Source organism: Campylobacter sp. RM12637 (assembly GCF_020137645.1).
Lineage (GTDB): Bacteria > Campylobacterota > Campylobacteria > Campylobacterales > Campylobacteraceae > Campylobacter_E.
Genome location: NZ_JACGAV010000002.1, coordinates 33,291 through 50,665 on the forward strand (window position 1 = coordinate 33,291; position 17,375 = coordinate 50,665).

Genomic DNA, 17,375 nt, shown 5'->3' on the forward strand with positions numbered 1-17,375 from the left:
TTACAAAGGATAATTTTTACCTTATTAAGTAATTTTTTATAATTTAAATAGAATTTAAAATATTATTTTAATAAAAACCAATATCAATTAAAAAAGTGGTGTTAAATTATTATTCAACACCACTTAACATAGGAACAAAAGTGCAAGAATCAAGAATGATTTCTTCTATTCTATCTTTATGCTTAATATACTTAGTAATATATTGTTTATTTTCATTTCCAACAGGAGCTACTAAAATTCCACCAACTTCAAGTTGAGTAAATAATACATCAGGAACTTTATTTGTATATGCAGATAGTAAAATTCTCTCATAAGGTGCATAATTTTTAAGCCCATTATTTCCATCGGCGTGGCGAACATATACATTTGCCTTGATTGTATCAAGATTTTTTATTGCTTTATTTGATAATTCCTTTATTCTCTCAAGAGAAAAAACTCTTCTAATAAGATTACTCAAAAGTGCGGCTTGATACCCACTACCACAACCAATCTCAAGCACACTATCAGCACCAACAGGCTCTAGCGCTGCTGTCATCTTTGCAACGGTAATTGGTGAGCTAATCCATTGATTTGAGCTAAGCGGCATTGCGTGAAGCTCATAAGCAAAATTACTCATAGGCATAAAAATTTCTCTTGGTGTATTAGCAAATGCTTGTTTAATCTCATTGCTAATATTAACTTCATTTGCAATATTTTCAGCAAGTCTAGCACATTTTTGCTGTTCGTAAATATCCTTAAAAATCATCAAAACTCAAGCTTCCTTTACTATAATTTGTAACTTTACTTTCAAAAAAGTTACTCTTTTGGTCGTTAAATTTAGAAAAATCATCAACCCATTTAATAGGATGTTTTGCATTATATTTTTTATCAAGTCCGATTGAGCTAAGTCTTAAATCTACTAAATAATGAATATATTCAGTAATTATATCGTCAGTAAAGCCCATAATTTGATTTTGAGTAATGTATTTACCCCATTCAATTTCAAGTTCTGCAGCTCTTTCAAACATTTCATAAATTTTAGCAATTGTTTTTTCATTAAATAAATCAGGTCTTTCTTTTCTAACTGAATTAATCATATTTTGAAACAACAATAAGTGAGTGATTTCATCTCTTTGAATAAATCTAACCATTTGAGCAGAACCTAGCATTTTACCTGCACGAGCTAGTGCATAAATTGCAGTAAAGCCACTATAAAAATAAATTCCTTCTAGAATTTGATTCGCAACCATTGCATATAGTAACTTTTCATCAGTTACATCTCCCGCAAGTTCTTCATATAAACTTGAAATAAAATCATTTTTCTTTCTTAAAGTAGCGTCGTGCTTTTCCATTTCATATATTAAATCAGTGTCATCACAAATAGCTTCAACCATTACTGCATAACTTTTTGAATGATTTGCTTCTTCGTAAGCTTGTCTTGCTAATACTGCATTAATCTCTGGAGCTGTTATATAAGGGTTGATATTATCGGCAAGGTTATTGGTTTGAAAACTATCCATAGAAATTAGTTGGCTCCATACTAAATCATACATTCTTTTTTCACTTGAAGTTAAATTACATTTATAATCAAGTGCATCTTTTGTAGTATCAACTTCTCTAGGAAACCAAGTATTAGCTTCCATTAAATCCCATAATTTTAAAGCCCACTCATATTTTGCTTTTGTAAAATTTAATATACCTTGTGGATTTCCACCAAATACTCTTCTTGATGTTAAATCTTCATTACTTTGTGGATTATAAATTCTTTTTCTATCCATCATTTGTTCTCCTTAAGGACTATTGTGTTTGAAAATAAATCGTGTATATATTGCCTATCTTTTCTAAAAAATGGAAATAAAATACCAAATAATAAAGAAAATGTAAGCACAAACAATACCAATCTAATAAAAACTTGAAATAAACTTGCTTTTTTACCATTTTTATTTCTTAAATGCAAACCTAAATATTTATACCCTAAACTCTGACCTTTAAAAAATAAAAGTAAAAATAAAACTAAAAGATAAGTAATGGTTGCAAATAATATAAAAGATTGATTTTGTCTATACTCACTAGCACTACCTACTAAGATATAGGTAGTGAAGTATTGTATTGGCATCATTATCATAAACATATCAACAATGCCAGCTTTTAATTTATCATAAAGGCTAGCTAAACTTACCTTAGCCTTTGCCATTTTTAAACTTTAAGTAATTGTGTTTCTTTTTCTTTAACTAATTCATCAGTCTTAGCTATTGCCGCATCTGTTAATTTTTGAACTTCATCGTAAGCTTTTTTGGCTTCATCTTCGCTTACTGCTTTATCTTTTTCTAATTTTTTTACAGCGTCATTAGCGTCTTTTCTAATATTTCTAATAGCTACTTTGCATTTTTCTCCCATTGCTTTTGCAGCTTTAGCATTTTCTTCTCTTTGCTCTTTAGTCATTGGTGGGAAAAATAATTTAACTCCATCAGCATCAGCATTAGGATTTACACCGATATTTGCTGCTTTTATAGCAGTATCTATAGCCTTAATCATAGATTTTTCCCAAGGACTAATAGTAATTGTCGTTGCATCAGTTGCTAACACGGTTGCAACTTGATTTAATGGAGTTGGGGTTCCATAATAATCTACAAAAACATTATCTAATATAGAAATATTTACTTTACCTGTTCTTAAAGTCATAAAATCTTTTTTTAAAGAATTGTGAGCTTTTTCGTTTTGTTCTTTTTGTTTTGAATAAATATCATTTAACATTAGTATTCCTTTTATTTAATTGATTCTGGTAATGCTTTAGGCTGATTAGTGTCATTAAGTTGTTTGCTAGCATTTTCTAGTTTATTTACTAGACTTTCACCAGTTTTAGTGTTATAACTATAGCTTAAATAAATAGTATTAGCTACTAGCAAAACTCCTATAATAAAAGTAAATTTTGCTAAAAAACCAGCAGGACCTTTAGCTCCAAATAAGCTCTCATTAGAACCACTATAAGCACCTAAGCCTATACTTGAGCTTTTTTGCATAAGAACGCAAGCACAAATAATAACTACTAAAATAAATTGAATTGCGATAAAAATTGTGTTCATATTACTTCTTTCGTTTAAAAATAAAGTTTGTATTATATGTTATAAAATTTAAAATAAGTTAAAGCCTTCAAAATTGAAGGCTTAAAAATTAGTCTCTAATGCTTCTTAAGATATTTAATAAAGATATAAATAAATTAATAAAGTCAAGGTATAAAGCAATTGCACCTTGAATTGGTGTTTGATAAGCTCCACGAATTATCATTTGAGTATCATAAATGATAAAGAAGCTAAATACTATTGCTCCAACACAAGAAACTATTAAATGTAAAAGGTGGCTTTGGAAAAATAGGTTTAATAAAGACGCACCTATCATAATTAATAAAACTATAAAAAATCCTTTAGCAAAAACGCTAAAATCCCTTTTAGTTGTAAATGCAAAAACACTAAGACCTGCAAAAGCTAAAGTTGTTAAGAATAAAGCTTGAGCAATAATTGTAGCACCTGCTTGACTTTGTAAAGTAATATAAATAATTCCAGTAAGGCTTAATCCACTAATAAATGCAAATGCAAATAACATAGCAATAGCACCATTAGTTACCTCACTTTTTCTATTTAATATCATAATTAAGGCAATTTCTACTATAAGCGTTCCTATACTAGCCCAAATATTGCCAACTAAAAAACTAGCTAAATAAGTAGCACCTAAATAAGCTCCTAAAGTAGCTGCAACTAGTGAAAGTGCAAAATACATATATGTATCTCTTACAAAAATAGCAGCATCTGAGCGAATTGCTGAACTAGTGCGAGTTCTTTCGTATAAACTCATAATTGTCTCCTTGTTATTATTAAATGCACTTGATTATAACTAAGTTAGTTAATATCTCATTGAAATTTTTTTATATAATTTCGCTTTTTAACAAGGATAAAAAATGGATAAATTAATAAAAGGCGCATTGCAATTTATGCAAGAAGGGTTTTTAGAACATAAAGACTTATTTAAAGACTTAAAAGAAGAGCAAAATCCACATACATTATTTATAGGTTGTGCTGATTCAAGAGTAATTCCTAATCTAATAACTTCAACAGTTCCAGGAGAATTATTTGTTGTAAGAAATATAGCAAATATTATCCCACCATATCGTGTAAAAGATGAATATTTAGCAACAACTTCAGCTATTGAATATGCTTTATATGCGTTAAATGTTGAAAATGTAATAATATGTGGGCATAGCAACTGCGGTGGATGTAAAGATATTCCTAGTAAAAAAGCAGAACTTTTACCTAACGTAAAAAAATGGGTTTCTTTAATTGATGATATTAAACAACAAGTTGATTTTACATTAGAACTAAACCACTACGAAGGTCAATACGCATTAAGGTCTTGGATGATAGAAAAAGCAAATATTTTAAATAGCTATGAAAATTTATTAGGCTATCCTGAAGTTCAAAAAAGAATTGATGAGAATAAATTAAAAATTAGAGCTTGGTATTTTTTAATAGAAACAGGAGAAATCTATGAATACTGCCCTAATGACGGACACTTTAAGCCATTAAAGGATATTAAATGAGAATTTTATTTATACTATTATTTGGGGTTTTTTTATATTCTAATGAGCTATTAAATAATATTGATAATTTTTCTACTAAAAACATAAAAATAGAAGAATTAAATAAATTTTTAGCTGATGAAAAAGACGAAAACAGCCAAAATAAACTCAAAATAAATTCTGAAATCAAAGAATTAAAAAATGAAAAAAATCAAATACTAGCAGTATTTCCAACCCTAATTACACCAGAGAATTTAGACAAAAACATATTAAAAGATATTAAAAAAACTAATAATGATAAAATTTTACAAGCAGTAGAACAAAATTTTTATGAATGTTTATTAGAAATTATTTCTTATCTAAATTCTAAAGAAGAGCATAAAACAGATTTAAAAAATCTAATAGATGAACGCATAAAAACGATTAGTAATTATACAAGTGATAACCAAGAGGTAAAAATTAAAATTAATTCTTATACAGAACTTTTAACATATCTTAGACTAAATACAGATATATTTACCACTAATGATATTTTTAAGCAACTAGATACTAATAAATTTTTAAGTAAATTTAATTCATATTTTCCAGAAGAAGTAAATAAATATATAAACCCTGGCAAAGTGATAATATGCACTCTTATAATGCTATTTATATTTTTATTAAAAAAATTAGTTCTTAAAATAATTTTTGCAATAATTTTAAGAGTATTTAAGAAAAACCATGATGATCATTCATTGCAATTATTACAAAAATCAACAAAACCATTAATTGCTTTATTTTATATATATGGTTTATGGTTATGTTTTCTAATAGCATTCTATCCTGCTCCAATTATGACACTTATACTAACGCTATTTGGCATTATTAATACTATGGCATTTACTTGGTTATTAATAACTATTTTAGATGGATACGGAGTAATAATTATTTCAAAAATTGCTAAAAGAAGCGGTAAAAAAGAAATAATAAATCTTATGCTAAAAATACTATATTTTATAATAGTATTCATCTCTATATTAATCATACTTGCTAAATTAGGTTTTGATATTTCAGCAATTATTGCTTCATTAGGTATTGGTGGTTTAGCAGTTGCACTTGCTGCAAAAGATATTATCGCTAACTTTTTTGCTTCTGTTTTAATGTTATTTGATAATTCATTTTCTCAAAGTGATTGGGTAGAAATTAACGGAATAGAAGGAACAATAGTTGAAACAGGTCTTAGAAAAACAACCATAAGAACTTTTGATAACTGCTTAGTATTTATCCCAAATTCTACGATATTAAATGGAAACATAAAAAATTATTCAAAAAGAAAATATGGTAGAAGAGTAAGAATGAGCGTTGGCTTGACATACGACGCAAGCACAGAGCAAATACAAAATTTTATAAACGATATAAAAGAATTGCTGACAAGCAATAATATAATTGCTAACGAAAACGATGATGTATTTCAACACAAAAACAAAAATTATTACAAACAAAATTTAATTTCTGTCAATGATTTAGAAGGCTTTAAATCATCAATTTATGTTTGGCTAGATGATTTTGCTGCAAGTAGTATCAATGTAGAGCTATACTTTTATATAAAAAGCGTTAGTGCTAAACAATATTATGATGAAAAAAGCAAAATATTAATGGAAATTATGAAAATAGTTGAGAAAAATGGTCTAAGTTTTGCTTTCCCTTCAACTAGCCTTTATATTGAAAAACTTCCAGATACAACAAAATAATTCAAATATCCTATTTTAAATTCAAGAATTTAAAATAGGAATTTTAATTTTATTTTTAAATTATTAAATAATAAAAATTATTATTTTTTATAAACTTTTATTTATTTTTTTTAATTATTATCAGAGTAAATATCGCTTTTAAAACCTTTACAATTCTTTAAATCAAGCATTTTTTACTAAAGAATGTTTTATTTAATTTATTTAAAAGGAGAGAAATGTTATCAAAAATCAAAAACAACGAACTTTTACCTGCATTTTTATTATTATTTATGACATTTTTAGCAATATTTTTAAAAAATTCTTCATTTAGTGAATTTTACAATGCTTGTTTAGAAGCTAGAGCATCTATTAGCTTTTTAGATTATTCTTTAAGCAAACCATTGTTTTTATGGGTAAATGATGGATTGGTTGCTATATTTTTCTTTTGGATTGGACTTGAAGTAAAAAAAGAAATTCTATGCGGAGAACTAAATACAAATAGCAAAAGATTATTACCACTTGCTGGTGCTTTAGGTGGAATTATGGTTCCTGCTTTAATATATTCTATATTTAATTTTTTTGATACTTATAGATTAAGTGGATTTGCAATTCCAACAGGAACTGATACAGCATTTGCTATTGCTATTTTATTAATGCTAAAAAACTATGTTCCAAATAGTGTAAGAGTATTTTTATTAAGCCTTGCAATATTTGATGATATTGCTGCAATTATTATAATTGCGATATTTTATACAAATGACCTTTTATATATTTCTCTTGTTTTAGGCTCTATTGGTGTTGGGTTATTATTTATATTAAATATTTTCCATTGCACTTACAAAATGTTTTATTTAATAGTAGGTGCTTTTATTTGGGTTTGTGTTTTAGAAAGTGGGGTTCATACTACTTTAGCTGGAATGCTTTGTGCATTTTTTATCCCTTTACATACTAAAGACAATAAAGAATTTTTAGAGCAAATTATGCACGATTTAACCCCTTATGTAAATTATGCAATATTGCCTATATTTGCTTTATTTAATGCTGGGGTATTGCTTGAGTTTAATTTAGACAATTTAAATAGTGTATTTTTTGGAATATTTTTTGGTTTATTTATTGGAAAGCAATTAGGAGTATTTAGTTTTTGCTTACTTGCTAATAAACTAGGTGCAACCTTACCATCTAGCAAAAAGATTTTATACGGAGCTAGTATATTAACAGGAATTGGCTTTACAATGAGCTTTTTTATAAATACATTAGTTTTTGAAGGAAATGAAGCAATTTTTAATAGTGCAAAATTAGCAGTTTTAAGTGCTAGTTGTTGTTCTGCTGTGCTTGGATTTTTATGGTTAAGATTTAAGATTTGAATTCAGAAAAATCTGAATTCAAATTCTTATTTGCATTTATAGCCTTTAACTGCAAAGAATAAAATATATAAATAGCAAATCGCAGGAATAATGAAAGATATATGTAAATTAACAATATCAGCAAGTATTCCTTGAATAGGAGGGATAATAGCTCCACCAACGATTGCTATACAAATAATTCCTGAAGCTTGAGAAGTGCAGCGACCAAGTCCATTTGTAGCAAGTGAAAAAATAGTTGGAAACATAATAGAGTTAAAAAATCCAACACCTAAAACTGCATAAGCACCCAATTCTCCACCAATTAAAATAGCACACAATAAAAGCGTCATAGCAATAACCGCATTGAATGCTAAACAATAAGCAGGTTTAATATAATTCATTATATAACTTCCAATAAAGCGACCTACCATAGCTCCACCCCAATAATAAGCTATCATACTAGCACCTTCTACTTGAGTGATATTTAAAATAGGCATTAAATAAAGAATTAAAAATGAGCCGATAGCAACTTCAGCACCAACATAGCAAAAAATCCCAATAGCACCTAAAACCAAGTGTTTATATTGCCAAGCACTTGTTCTTGTATCGTGTGCGTTTTCGCTAATTTCTTCTGCTGTAATTCTTACATCAGGTAATTTTATGAAAAACTTCACAAAAATTCCTAAAACAATTAGTGCAACTGCAATTCCTAAATAAGGTAATTGAACCGAGCTTATTTTTTCTTCTAAGCTTAAATTTGTAGTTGAACTTAAGATAAATAAGCTACCAAAAAATGGTCCAACGGTTGTTCCAAGTGAATTAAATGCTTGAACTAAAGCTAAATTTCTTGCTTCTTTACCACTAGGTGATAATAAAGTAACGAAAGGATTTCCTGTAACTTGAAGTAACACTACCCCACTAGCTAAAACAAATAAAGCACCTAAAAATATAGCATAACTATGAGTTCCTGCTGCAGGATAGAATAAAATAGCACCTAATGCGGCTAATAAAAATCCACCTACAACACCATTTTGATAGCCAATTTTTTGAATTAGCTTACCAAAAAATGCAGAAGTTATAAAATACGCTCCAAAAAAGCAAAATTGAACTAAAGATGATTGAAAATAAGTTAATTCAAAAAGTTCTTTAAGATGTGGGATTAAAATATCGTTTAAAACGGTTAAAAAGCCCATCATAAAAAATAACGCTGTTAAAATAACAAGCGAAAATGAGTTGTTTTGCGTTCTCATAATAATCCTTTGATTAATTTTAAAAAGCTCATTTTAAAATAATTTTTAACATTTTTAATAACTTTTTGTAAAAAAATTCAAAAAGTGTGTAGTTTATACACATTTTTAATTACAAAAGCAATTAAATACAAAAAAGTGATTTTAAAATAATATATTTGCTATTTTAATTATTTAAATCAATAATAACTCAAAACATAAAAGGAGAAAAAATGAAAAAAATATTATTAATCGCATTAATTAGCGTGATTGCTTTTTCGCAAGATTATTATAAAGAAGCTTTAAAATATCACAAATGTTTAGGCGTTGAATGTGATTTAGAAAAAGCAAAAGAACTATACATAATCTCTTGTAATGAAAAATCATATAAAGCTTGTAATAATTTAGCAACTATTTATAATGAAGAAAACAATCCAGATAGCTTACAAAAGGCTGAATATTATTATAAATTATCTTGTGAGTATAATAATAATGATGGAATTTCTTGTGGGAATTTAGGTATATTTTATTCTAATACTTTAAAAGATGATATTAAAGCAGAACCATATTTATTTAAAGGTTGTAAAGCAAATATAAAAGATGCCTGTATGCAATTAGCCTTCGTATATATAAATACAAATACTAACTTAGATAGAACCGCTAAAATATTTGAACATTATTGCAAGTTAAATGACCAAAATTCTTGCTTTAATTTAGGGCAATTATATTTATATAATGATAAGATGAAAAACGAAAAATTAGGTTTTGAAAATCATTTAAAAGCTTGTAATATGGATAATGCGATTTCTTGTAAAAATATAGCTATTTTGTATGTAAAACATAATAATTTATTTAAAGCGTTTAAATATTTTAAAAAATCTTGCGGCTTAGGAGAGCAAGAAGATTGCAAAAAAGCCTTAAGTATTATTATATATTTTATTAAGAATTTAAAGAACTAGAAATAATTCTAGTTCTTTTTTACTTATTTACTAAGTGCTTTGCCTAAATCAAACGGCCACGCTTGATAGCCTGTTGTATCTTTTAATTGGATTTCAACGCTAGGAGTGGTTGAGCCATATTTAAATTCCATAATGTATGGATTTGGCGCTGAAGTGAATGCTCCATTTGCTAAATCAAAATTAGCTCCAGCAGTAGCTGAATATGCAAAAATTGAGTTCTTATCTGCATTATATTGAGCTAAAGAAGTTACAGGGCTATACCATTCATGACCTCTTTGTTTGCCGTATTCCCAAACTTGTTCAACGCTCATTTTTTTCTCATCTATTTTATAAACAACTGCACGAGAGTATTTATCAGTTGGAAACGCAGGTTGTTCCATACCACGACTATCTCCGTTATCAAATACGGTTATATAAGTAACACCTTTTTTACTTAATTCATGAATTCTATAAGCTGTGTGTTGAGTCCAAGTAAAGTCAAATCCACCTTCAGGATTTTCATATCCTGGGCATTTACTATATTCATCATCACACTCAATTTTTTTACCTTTATTATCTACAGGTTGTAATAAGTATTTTTTAAACTCATCTTTCCAACCTTTGTGAGCACCTAAAATCCACTTGATTTTTTTATCACGACCAATTTTTACAACTGCATTTTGATGGCGAGATGAAATGATAATACTATCATCACTTGGGTCATAACTAACGCTATTTACATGAGCCCAGTTGCGACCTGCTCCAGTTCCAACAATATCTCCAAACTTATCACTACTATCAAGTTTTGCTAATTCTTCAGCACTTAAAGTTTGACCTGCTTTATTTGCATCAATATTTAAACATACTGCACCTTGGTCAAGAACTTTTAATGCTATATCTCTATATGGGTCAAGTATTTCGTATAATCTCCAATCATCAACCACATTACCATCTCTATCAATTTCTACGATAACATCTCTTACCGTTCTTACATTTTTACCATCAGGGCGAAGTGTATTTGCACTAGCAACTCTTAAAAAATAATTTCCATTAGCTGCAACATCAAGTTGGTGTGAATAATCAATATAGTTTGCAGGTAAGCGACGATTGAAAATCTCTCTTCCCATTATGTCATATTTTGCATATCTTTGACCATATCCCCAAACTAAAGCACCATCAGTATCTTGTTTAAAGCCCATCATAACACCAGCCATAGTTGAGCTATCAAGGTCATAAATTGGAGTAGCTAACATATACCATCTAACTTCTCCTGTTGTATCAATGATAAAGTTTTGCGGATAGTAATTCCATTCTAATGCCCCGCCTGTTGGGTTATTCCATACTACTTTAGTTCCTGCTCCACTTTTTTCTTCAATATTATTTACAAAATAAAGTCTATCTTTAAATTCTGGGTCAATTTTATTTACTTTAGCTTCACTAAATAATGCAGCTTTTTGGAATTTAATTCCACTAGCTTCTACATAAATAGCACTAGCATACATTTCATAAACTTCGTTTTCTACTCTTTCTTTTTTGCCATTTGCTTCTTTTGTATAGCTAACCTTAACCGTATTGTAATAATTAGGATATAGTCCAAAAACTGGAATTCCCCCGTGAGTTAATAAAAATTTATTAGCAACATTATATTTTAAAGGAACTCCGTTTTCCTTAGGAACAATTTCAACGCTAACATCGCTTAATTTATAACCACCATTTTTAATAACTGCAGTAAGGGGAGCGATTTTATAAGGGTTCATTACTAATTCACCGATTTTGCCTTGTTTGTGATAATCAGTCTTAGCACCACTAGCACCACCTATAGCATAAGCACTTGTTGAAAGAATTGCAGCTGCTGCAAATAAACTCAATACCTTTTTCATTTTAATCTCCTTTAAAAAATTAATATATTCAAATTCCAGCTGCCATTGAAGCAATTTTTGCTGCTTTAATAGCATTTCCACTAAAAAATAAAATCAAAGTAACAGCTATTACAATAATAGCACCAATTTTTGCGCATTTGCAAGGTTTTGATATAAAGCCTATAAACATTGCTAAAAGTGCAACAAAACAACATACAAAGCATAATAAACATGCAATTGCCATATTCATAAAATGCAAACTAGGTATTAAATACCAACCTTGTGAATAAAATCCATCTTCAAAATCACCCGCTTCAGTTCCTACAAAAAATTGTTGAAAAGAACTTAAAGTAGCATAAGCATCTTCAGGCACGATAGGATTATCAAGACCACATTCTCCAGTAGGTAAAAACCAGCCTGGTGCTAATTCGTGTAAAGGCAATGCAAAAGGATATATTGGAATTTCTCTACAACCTTGCACTCCACCAAAAGCATTTGCATTATGCACTGCTTCGTGAATTTCATTTAAAGTTATACAAAATCCAAAACCTATTAAACAACCATAAAAACCTAAAGTATATCCAATAATTCTAGTTAGTTGATGTGGATAAATAGCTGCTATTATGCCACCTATTGCCATTACTATCATTGCATATCTAATATATACGCATTGTTCGCAAGGCTGCATATATAAATAATCTTGAAAGAAATAATGTGCTACACAAGTAAGACCTAATGTAACAATAACCATTAATATCCATAAAAGCCTACCTTCTTGTAGGCTTGTTAATTTATTAAGAAGCTTCATAGCAAAACTCCTTACATACTAAGTAATTCTTTAATAACCTCAACTAAAGCTTCAGGCGAGCCAATTTTTGAAATATTTACTTCATATTTTCCATTAACTACAAAACCTGGAGTTCCGAAATTCTTTGAAATAGGGTCAGCGATTTCATAAGAAGCAATGATTTCTTGAGCCTTAGGAGTAGCTAAAAACTCATCTAATTTTGCTTTATCAATTCCTAAAGCTTTTAGACCTGTTTCATAAAATTTATCTGGCTCAGCACCATTTCCCCATCTTTGATTTTTCTTAAAATAAGCTGAAAAATAAGCATCACTTACTTTATGGTGTAAGCTATGTGCGTCAGCAACTTTTCTTCCTGCTTTTTCATCTTCATTTTGTGCATAAGCTAAAACTTCAGCAGCTTGCTTGCCATAATCTCCCATAGTTTTTACTAATAAATATCCAACTTTTACATCAGGGAATGCAGCTTGGATTTTTTCCATAGTTTTTGCTTTATGATGTGAATAGCAATGTGTACATCTATAAGACCATACTTCATAAACTGAATTTTGAGCATTTGGGATAGGAGTGCTTAATGTAATGTATTCATTACCTTCGCTTAAAGCAAATAAATTACCCCCCCCCATTAGCATAGTAGCTAAAACCAATGAACTTGAAACTTTTTTTAAGACTTTCATCTTAATCTCCTTAAATTAAAATTATATTTTTATTTTAATTATTTAATTTTAAAATAAACTGAAAAATTATTTTAAATTCTAATAATTATTATTATAAAATCCATACTATTTATTTAATTTATAATCACTTTAAGTATTTAATAAAATAAATTAACTAATCTAAAAAATTAAGCAAATAAAATAGCATTTAAACTATAATTGCCTAAAGGATTAATATGAGTAAAAATTATGGGGTAATTTTAGTTTTTTTAGGTGGAATTTGCTGGGGATTTAGTGGTGTTTGTGGAGAATTTATATTCTTAAAAAAAGGCTTAAATGCTGATTTTTTAGTGCCATTAAGATTATTATTTGCTGGAATATTAATGCTTTTATTTTGTTTAATAAGAAAAATCAAAATTAATTTTTTAATTTTTAAAAACACAAAACACCTATTTACATTATTAATATTTTCATTTTTCGGCATTTTTATGTGTCAATATACATACTTTTACGGAATTGAATTAAGCAATGCTGCAATTGCTACCGTAATTCAATATACAGCCCCTGTTTTTATAGTGCTAATCGTATGTTTTGAACAAAAAAGATTTCCTAACATATATGAAATTCTAGCTTTAATTTGTGTATTATGTGGAGCTTTTTTGCTATCAACTAATGGTGATTTTAATAAATTTGTAATCTCTACTAAGGCTTTAATTATATGCTTTTTATCATCAATTGGAGCAGTTTGTTATGCAATTATTCCTAGAAAAATTAATATGATTTATTCTCCTTTGCCTAATTTAGGTTTTGCTATGCTTATTGCAGGAATTGCTTTTTGTCTATATCAAAAGATTTGGGAATTTGAAGTGCAAATTGATTTAGAATTAATACTTGCTATGTTAGGAGTAATTGTAGTTGGAACTACTATGGCTTTTGGTTTTTTTATGGTTGGTTTACAAGAAATAGGAGCAAGTAAAGCTAGTCTAATATCATCAAACGAGCCATTAGCTGCTGCAATTATTGGATATTTATGGTTAGGGACAAGCTTATTAATCGTTCAAATAATTGGATTTGCTTTAATTATGATTGGTATTTTAATAACAATGTTAAAAAAGGAAAAATCTTGAAAAAATTATTAATTCTTATGAGTTTAATCTCTTTTACTTACGCACAAGATTGTAGCGCTTATTTTGCTAGCCAACAAATACAAATGGATAGAAAGATAGAAGAATTAGACGAAGCAAAACAAGCATTAGAAAGCTATAAAGCTGCCTTTTTAGCTATTCAAAAAGAAAAAGAAGAAAAAAACTTAGCAATGTTAGAAGAGATAAAAAAAGAACAAGATAAATTAGATGAAATTAGAAACAATAATGCAAAAATTTTAGCCGAAATTAGACAATTAAAAAATGAAATTACAGAAAATAAAATAAATAAAGTATCAAATGCCTATGCTAAGATGAAAGATGCAGCGGCAGCAGCTATTTTAGAAACAATGGATGAAAAAGAAGTTATAAAAATATTTTTAAGTCTTGAAGCTAAAAAAATATCATCAATACTAGCAAAAATGACTCCAGCAAAAGCAGGAGAATTAACAAGATTATTAAGTGAAAATAAATTACAAAATTAATTTATTTTCTTATAAATTTGGTTTATCTAATATTTTTTGTTTAATAATTAAATATGATATTAGATTTAGCCTATAGGTTTTAATTAGGATTATTTTTAAAAATTAATTTAAAACTTCGTTGTATTAGAGTTATAAAAAGTTTTTATAAAATAGTTTTTTAAGTTTATTTAGTTAAAACCTTAAATTACTTTCAACGCTAATTTAATTTCGTGCGTTTTATGAAGTTTTGTAAAAATTATATGTGTTATTTATATATTAGTTTTTATACTTTTAAAAATTATTTAAAGTCCCATACATAAAGCTTTAATCTATTTTATAATCAAGTAAATTTTTAAAAAATTGCTACTTATATGCAATATATCTACTTCTTAAAATATTTGATTTTAAATTCTTTAGCAATATTATGAATGATATGTAATAAGAAAAATTAAAATAGGAAATAAAAATATTTCCTATTTTGTAATCACACTGGAATTACTCTAATGTTTGGACTAAGATTTTCTTGAAGAATATTTTCAATAGCATATAATGTCCCAGTGCTTCCACTAGAACAGCCACTACATGCGCCTAGATATCTAATATATAAATCACACATTCCATCGCTACTTTTTTGAATATCAATTACTTCTAAATCTCCACCATCCATATGTAGCATTGGGCGAATTTCAGTATCTAATAATTCTTCAACTGCTTTAATTTGTTTTACAACGGTTAAATCATCAAAATTATCACTTAAATTAGCTTTTTTCAAGCGTTCTTTATCCATTTCAGCTCTAGTTTCAGCCAATATATCAACCAAATAATACTCTCTTTTTTCATGGCCACCAGGTCTTACACAAGATTTGCAAAAGCCACCTGCTTTAGTATATTGAGTAATTTGCTCAACTGATTTTAAATCATTTAATTTTATTACTTCTTTAATAGTTTTTAGGCTTACTCTAGCACATTCACAAACTATAATCTCATCTTCAAAATCTTCAGGGTTAATACCTTTATATTGAGCTGCCGCAGCTTTTATAACATCATAAGCCATTACACTGCAGTGCATTTTTTGAGGTGGAACTGCAGGAGTATCAGGATTATCACGCATTGCAAATTCCACATCTATATTTGTAATTTTTACAGCTTCATCAACACTTTTACCTATGCAAAGTCCCGCCATTGTATCACTACTAGCAATTGCAGTCCCACAGCCAAAGCTTTTAAATTTTGCGTCCTTAATAATATTAGTAGCTTCATCTACTAACCAATAAAGCCTAACAGCATCGCCACAACTTTCAGCTCCAAAATCTGCAACTATTAATCTTGTATTAGTAGCTTTTGCGTCTTCTTCTGTAAGCTCACCCATATGAATTGGATTATTCATTAAATCTTGAACTTTTTGTGAATATTCATCCCAAATTGAACCACTTATTAAATTATTTTTTGCCATTATTTATCCTTTTTAAGCCAGCTTGGAGAATAAGCGTAAGTGCTAGAAATTGCTCTTAAACGCTTAGCTGCTGCTTTAATTTGTTCTGCTGCGTAATCAATTTCACTTTCTGTATTAAAACGACTAAGGCTTAATCTTAAAGCCGTATGAGCTAAATCAGCTTCAGCTCCTATTGCTTCCATAATAGGATTACTCTCAAGAGTTTCAGAAGCACAAGCACTTCCTGTACTTGCTGCAATTCCAGCCTTATTTAAATCCCATAGCATCGCTTCACCTTCAACACCCTTAATACTTGCTAAAATAGTATTAGGAACTCTATTTGCCCTACTTCCTACTACACTAACATCAGGAATTGTTAAAATCTCATCTTCTAATTTATCTCTTAATCTTCTTATATGAGAGTTTTCGTAGTCAAGCATTAAATTAGCAAGTCTTAACGCTTCTGCCATTCCAACTATTCCAGCTACATTTAATGTCCCACTTCTACGACCACCCATATGCTCTCCGCCGTGAAGTAATGAAGTAAGTTTTAAACCTTGTTTTATATAAAGACCACCAACGCCTTTTGGCCCGTGGAATTTGTGTGCTGAAAATGACGCAAAATCAACTCCTGCACTTCTAAAATCAACTTTTATTTTACCAACTGCTTGGGTTGCGTCAGTGTGAAATAAAGCTCCGTGCTCGTGTGCAACTTGAGCTAATTCTTTAATAGGGAAAATCATTCCTGTTTCATTATTCGCCCACATAACATTCACAAGTGCTGTTTTATCGCTTATCATTGCTTTTAAATCATCAACATTGCAAGTGCCTTCGCTATTTACAGGTAAAGTTTTAACCTTAACACCTAATCTAGCTTCTAAAAAAGCACAGGCTGCACCAACTGCTGGGTGTTCAACTCCACTTATAATGATTTCGTTTTTATCTTTATTTAAAATCTCATCAAAATAAATTCCTTTTAAAACCCAGTTTATGCTTTCAGTAGCACAAGATGTAATAATCACATCATCTAAATCACTCGCTCCTAATCCGCTATATAGTTTATTTAAAGCATCATTTAATGCTTTATGAGTAGCTTGACCATAGCGATGAAGTGAATTTGGATTACCATATATATTTTCTAAATACGGCTTCATTAATTCAAAAACGCTTGGGTCTATCATAGTAGTAGCGTTATTGTCTAAATAAATTTCTTTCATAACCTTTCCTTTTCCTAAAGCTTTTTTATCCGTTT

At 28.7% G+C, this 17,375-nt stretch carries 18 protein-coding genes; 6 read left to right on the forward strand and 12 right to left on the reverse strand.

Annotation, left to right across the window (positions count from 1 at the left end; translation table 11 throughout):
• Positions 1 to 109: 109 nt before the first annotated feature.
• The 6 genes from AVBRAN12637_RS01375 to AVBRAN12637_RS01400 all read right to left on the reverse strand — a co-directional run bounded on the left by AVBRAN12637_RS01375 (position 110) and on the right by AVBRAN12637_RS01400 (position 3,828).
• Complete coding sequence (locus AVBRAN12637_RS01375; RefSeq protein WP_214116849.1) at positions 110 to 745, reverse strand: protein-L-isoaspartate(D-aspartate) O-methyltransferase; 636 nt, start codon at positions 743 to 745, stop codon at positions 110 to 112.
• The gene (locus AVBRAN12637_RS01380) at positions 735 to 1,757 is read right to left on the reverse strand and encodes a ribonucleotide-diphosphate reductase subunit beta (protein WP_214117055.1); all 1,023 of its coding nucleotides are present in this window, start codon (positions 1,755 to 1,757) and stop codon (positions 735 to 737) included. The genes AVBRAN12637_RS01375 and AVBRAN12637_RS01380 overlap by 11 nt, the downstream gene beginning before the upstream one ends.
• Positions 1,757 to 2,173: an RDD family protein gene (locus tag AVBRAN12637_RS01385; RefSeq protein WP_214116851.1), complete on the reverse strand. Its 417-nt coding sequence runs from the start codon at positions 2,171 to 2,173 to the stop codon at positions 1,757 to 1,759. Before AVBRAN12637_RS01385 ends, AVBRAN12637_RS01380 begins: the two co-directional genes overlap by 1 nt.
• 2 nt (positions 2,174 to 2,175) lie before the next feature.
• Positions 2,176 to 2,733, reverse strand: coding sequence for a ribosome recycling factor (frr, locus tag AVBRAN12637_RS01390; RefSeq protein WP_214116854.1), 558 nt, complete (start codon positions 2,731 to 2,733; stop codon positions 2,176 to 2,178).
• Positions 2,734 to 2,744: 11 nt separating this feature from the next.
• A complete protein-coding gene (gene secG / locus AVBRAN12637_RS01395) occupies positions 2,745 to 3,062 on the reverse strand; it encodes a preprotein translocase subunit SecG (protein WP_214116856.1) in 318 nt (105 codons plus the stop codon).
• Between the two features lie 88 nt (positions 3,063 to 3,150).
• Complete coding sequence (locus tag AVBRAN12637_RS01400; protein WP_239803051.1) at positions 3,151 to 3,828, reverse strand: Bax inhibitor-1/YccA family protein; 678 nt, start codon at positions 3,826 to 3,828, stop codon at positions 3,151 to 3,153.
• Between the two features lie 103 nt (positions 3,829 to 3,931).
• Here AVBRAN12637_RS01400 and AVBRAN12637_RS01405 point away from each other — a divergent pair, with 103 nt between their 5' ends.
• From AVBRAN12637_RS01405 to nhaA, 3 genes are all read left to right on the forward strand, one after another.
• Positions 3,932 to 4,570, forward strand: coding sequence for a carbonic anhydrase (locus tag AVBRAN12637_RS01405; RefSeq protein WP_214116860.1), 639 nt, complete (start codon positions 3,932 to 3,934; stop codon positions 4,568 to 4,570).
• The gene (locus AVBRAN12637_RS01410; RefSeq protein ID WP_239803052.1) at positions 4,567 to 6,279 is read left to right on the forward strand and encodes a mechanosensitive ion channel family protein; all 1,713 of its coding nucleotides are present in this window, start codon (positions 4,567 to 4,569) and stop codon (positions 6,277 to 6,279) included. Before AVBRAN12637_RS01405 ends, AVBRAN12637_RS01410 begins: the two co-directional genes overlap by 4 nt.
• A gap of 215 nt (positions 6,280 to 6,494) precedes the next feature.
• Positions 6,495 to 7,622 (forward strand): Na+/H+ antiporter NhaA, encoded by a 1,128-nt coding sequence (gene nhaA / locus AVBRAN12637_RS01415; RefSeq protein ID WP_214116864.1) that lies wholly within the window; start codon positions 6,495 to 6,497, stop codon positions 7,620 to 7,622.
• Between the two features lie 26 nt (positions 7,623 to 7,648).
• Here the strand turns inward: nhaA and AVBRAN12637_RS01420 are convergent, their stop codons facing one another.
• Positions 7,649 to 8,851, reverse strand: a complete 1,203-nt coding sequence (locus AVBRAN12637_RS01420; protein WP_214149894.1) for a sugar MFS transporter — start codon at positions 8,849 to 8,851, stop codon at positions 7,649 to 7,651.
• Between the two features lie 209 nt (positions 8,852 to 9,060).
• Between AVBRAN12637_RS01420 and AVBRAN12637_RS01425 the strand changes: the two genes are divergently transcribed.
• Positions 9,061 to 9,786, forward strand: coding sequence for a tetratricopeptide repeat protein (locus AVBRAN12637_RS01425; RefSeq protein WP_336615200.1), 726 nt, complete (start codon positions 9,061 to 9,063; stop codon positions 9,784 to 9,786).
• Positions 9,787 to 9,809: 23 nt separating this feature from the next.
• Here AVBRAN12637_RS01425 and AVBRAN12637_RS01430 read toward each other — a convergent pair whose 3' ends face one another.
• Genes AVBRAN12637_RS01430 through AVBRAN12637_RS01440 form a run of 3 tightly spaced genes read right to left on the reverse strand, consistent with a single transcriptional unit; the run spans position 9,810 to position 13,106 of the window.
• The gene (locus AVBRAN12637_RS01430; protein WP_214116876.1) at positions 9,810 to 11,645 is read right to left on the reverse strand and encodes an aryl-sulfate sulfotransferase; all 1,836 of its coding nucleotides are present in this window, start codon (positions 11,643 to 11,645) and stop codon (positions 9,810 to 9,812) included.
• Between the two features lie 28 nt (positions 11,646 to 11,673).
• A complete protein-coding gene (dsbI, locus tag AVBRAN12637_RS01435) occupies positions 11,674 to 12,432 on the reverse strand; it encodes a protein-disulfide oxidoreductase DsbI (RefSeq protein ID WP_336608369.1) in 759 nt (252 codons plus the stop codon).
• A gap of 11 nt (positions 12,433 to 12,443) precedes the next feature.
• Positions 12,444 to 13,106, reverse strand: coding sequence for a thiol:disulfide interchange protein DsbA/DsbL (locus tag AVBRAN12637_RS01440; protein ID WP_214116882.1), 663 nt, complete (start codon positions 13,104 to 13,106; stop codon positions 12,444 to 12,446).
• A 215-nt stretch (positions 13,107 to 13,321) separates the two neighbouring features.
• Between AVBRAN12637_RS01440 and AVBRAN12637_RS01445 the strand changes: the two genes are divergently transcribed.
• Complete coding sequence (locus tag AVBRAN12637_RS01445) at positions 13,322 to 14,212, forward strand: DMT family transporter (RefSeq protein ID WP_336614621.1); 891 nt, start codon at positions 13,322 to 13,324, stop codon at positions 14,210 to 14,212.
• A complete protein-coding gene (locus tag AVBRAN12637_RS01450; RefSeq protein ID WP_214116887.1) occupies positions 14,209 to 14,712 on the forward strand; it encodes a magnesium transporter MgtE N-terminal domain-containing protein in 504 nt (167 codons plus the stop codon). The genes AVBRAN12637_RS01445 and AVBRAN12637_RS01450 overlap by 4 nt, the downstream gene beginning before the upstream one ends.
• A gap of 463 nt (positions 14,713 to 15,175) precedes the next feature.
• Here the strand turns inward: AVBRAN12637_RS01450 and AVBRAN12637_RS01455 are convergent, their stop codons facing one another.
• Both AVBRAN12637_RS01455 and AVBRAN12637_RS01460 read right to left on the reverse strand, forming a co-directional pair.
• The gene (locus AVBRAN12637_RS01455; protein ID WP_214116889.1) at positions 15,176 to 16,144 is read right to left on the reverse strand and encodes an iron-sulfur cluster assembly scaffold protein; all 969 of its coding nucleotides are present in this window, start codon (positions 16,142 to 16,144) and stop codon (positions 15,176 to 15,178) included.
• Positions 16,144 to 17,340: a NifS family cysteine desulfurase gene (locus AVBRAN12637_RS01460; protein WP_214116891.1), complete on the reverse strand. Its 1,197-nt coding sequence runs from the start codon at positions 17,338 to 17,340 to the stop codon at positions 16,144 to 16,146. Before AVBRAN12637_RS01460 ends, AVBRAN12637_RS01455 begins: the two co-directional genes overlap by 1 nt.
• Between the last annotated feature and the right edge of the window lie 35 nt (positions 17,341 to 17,375).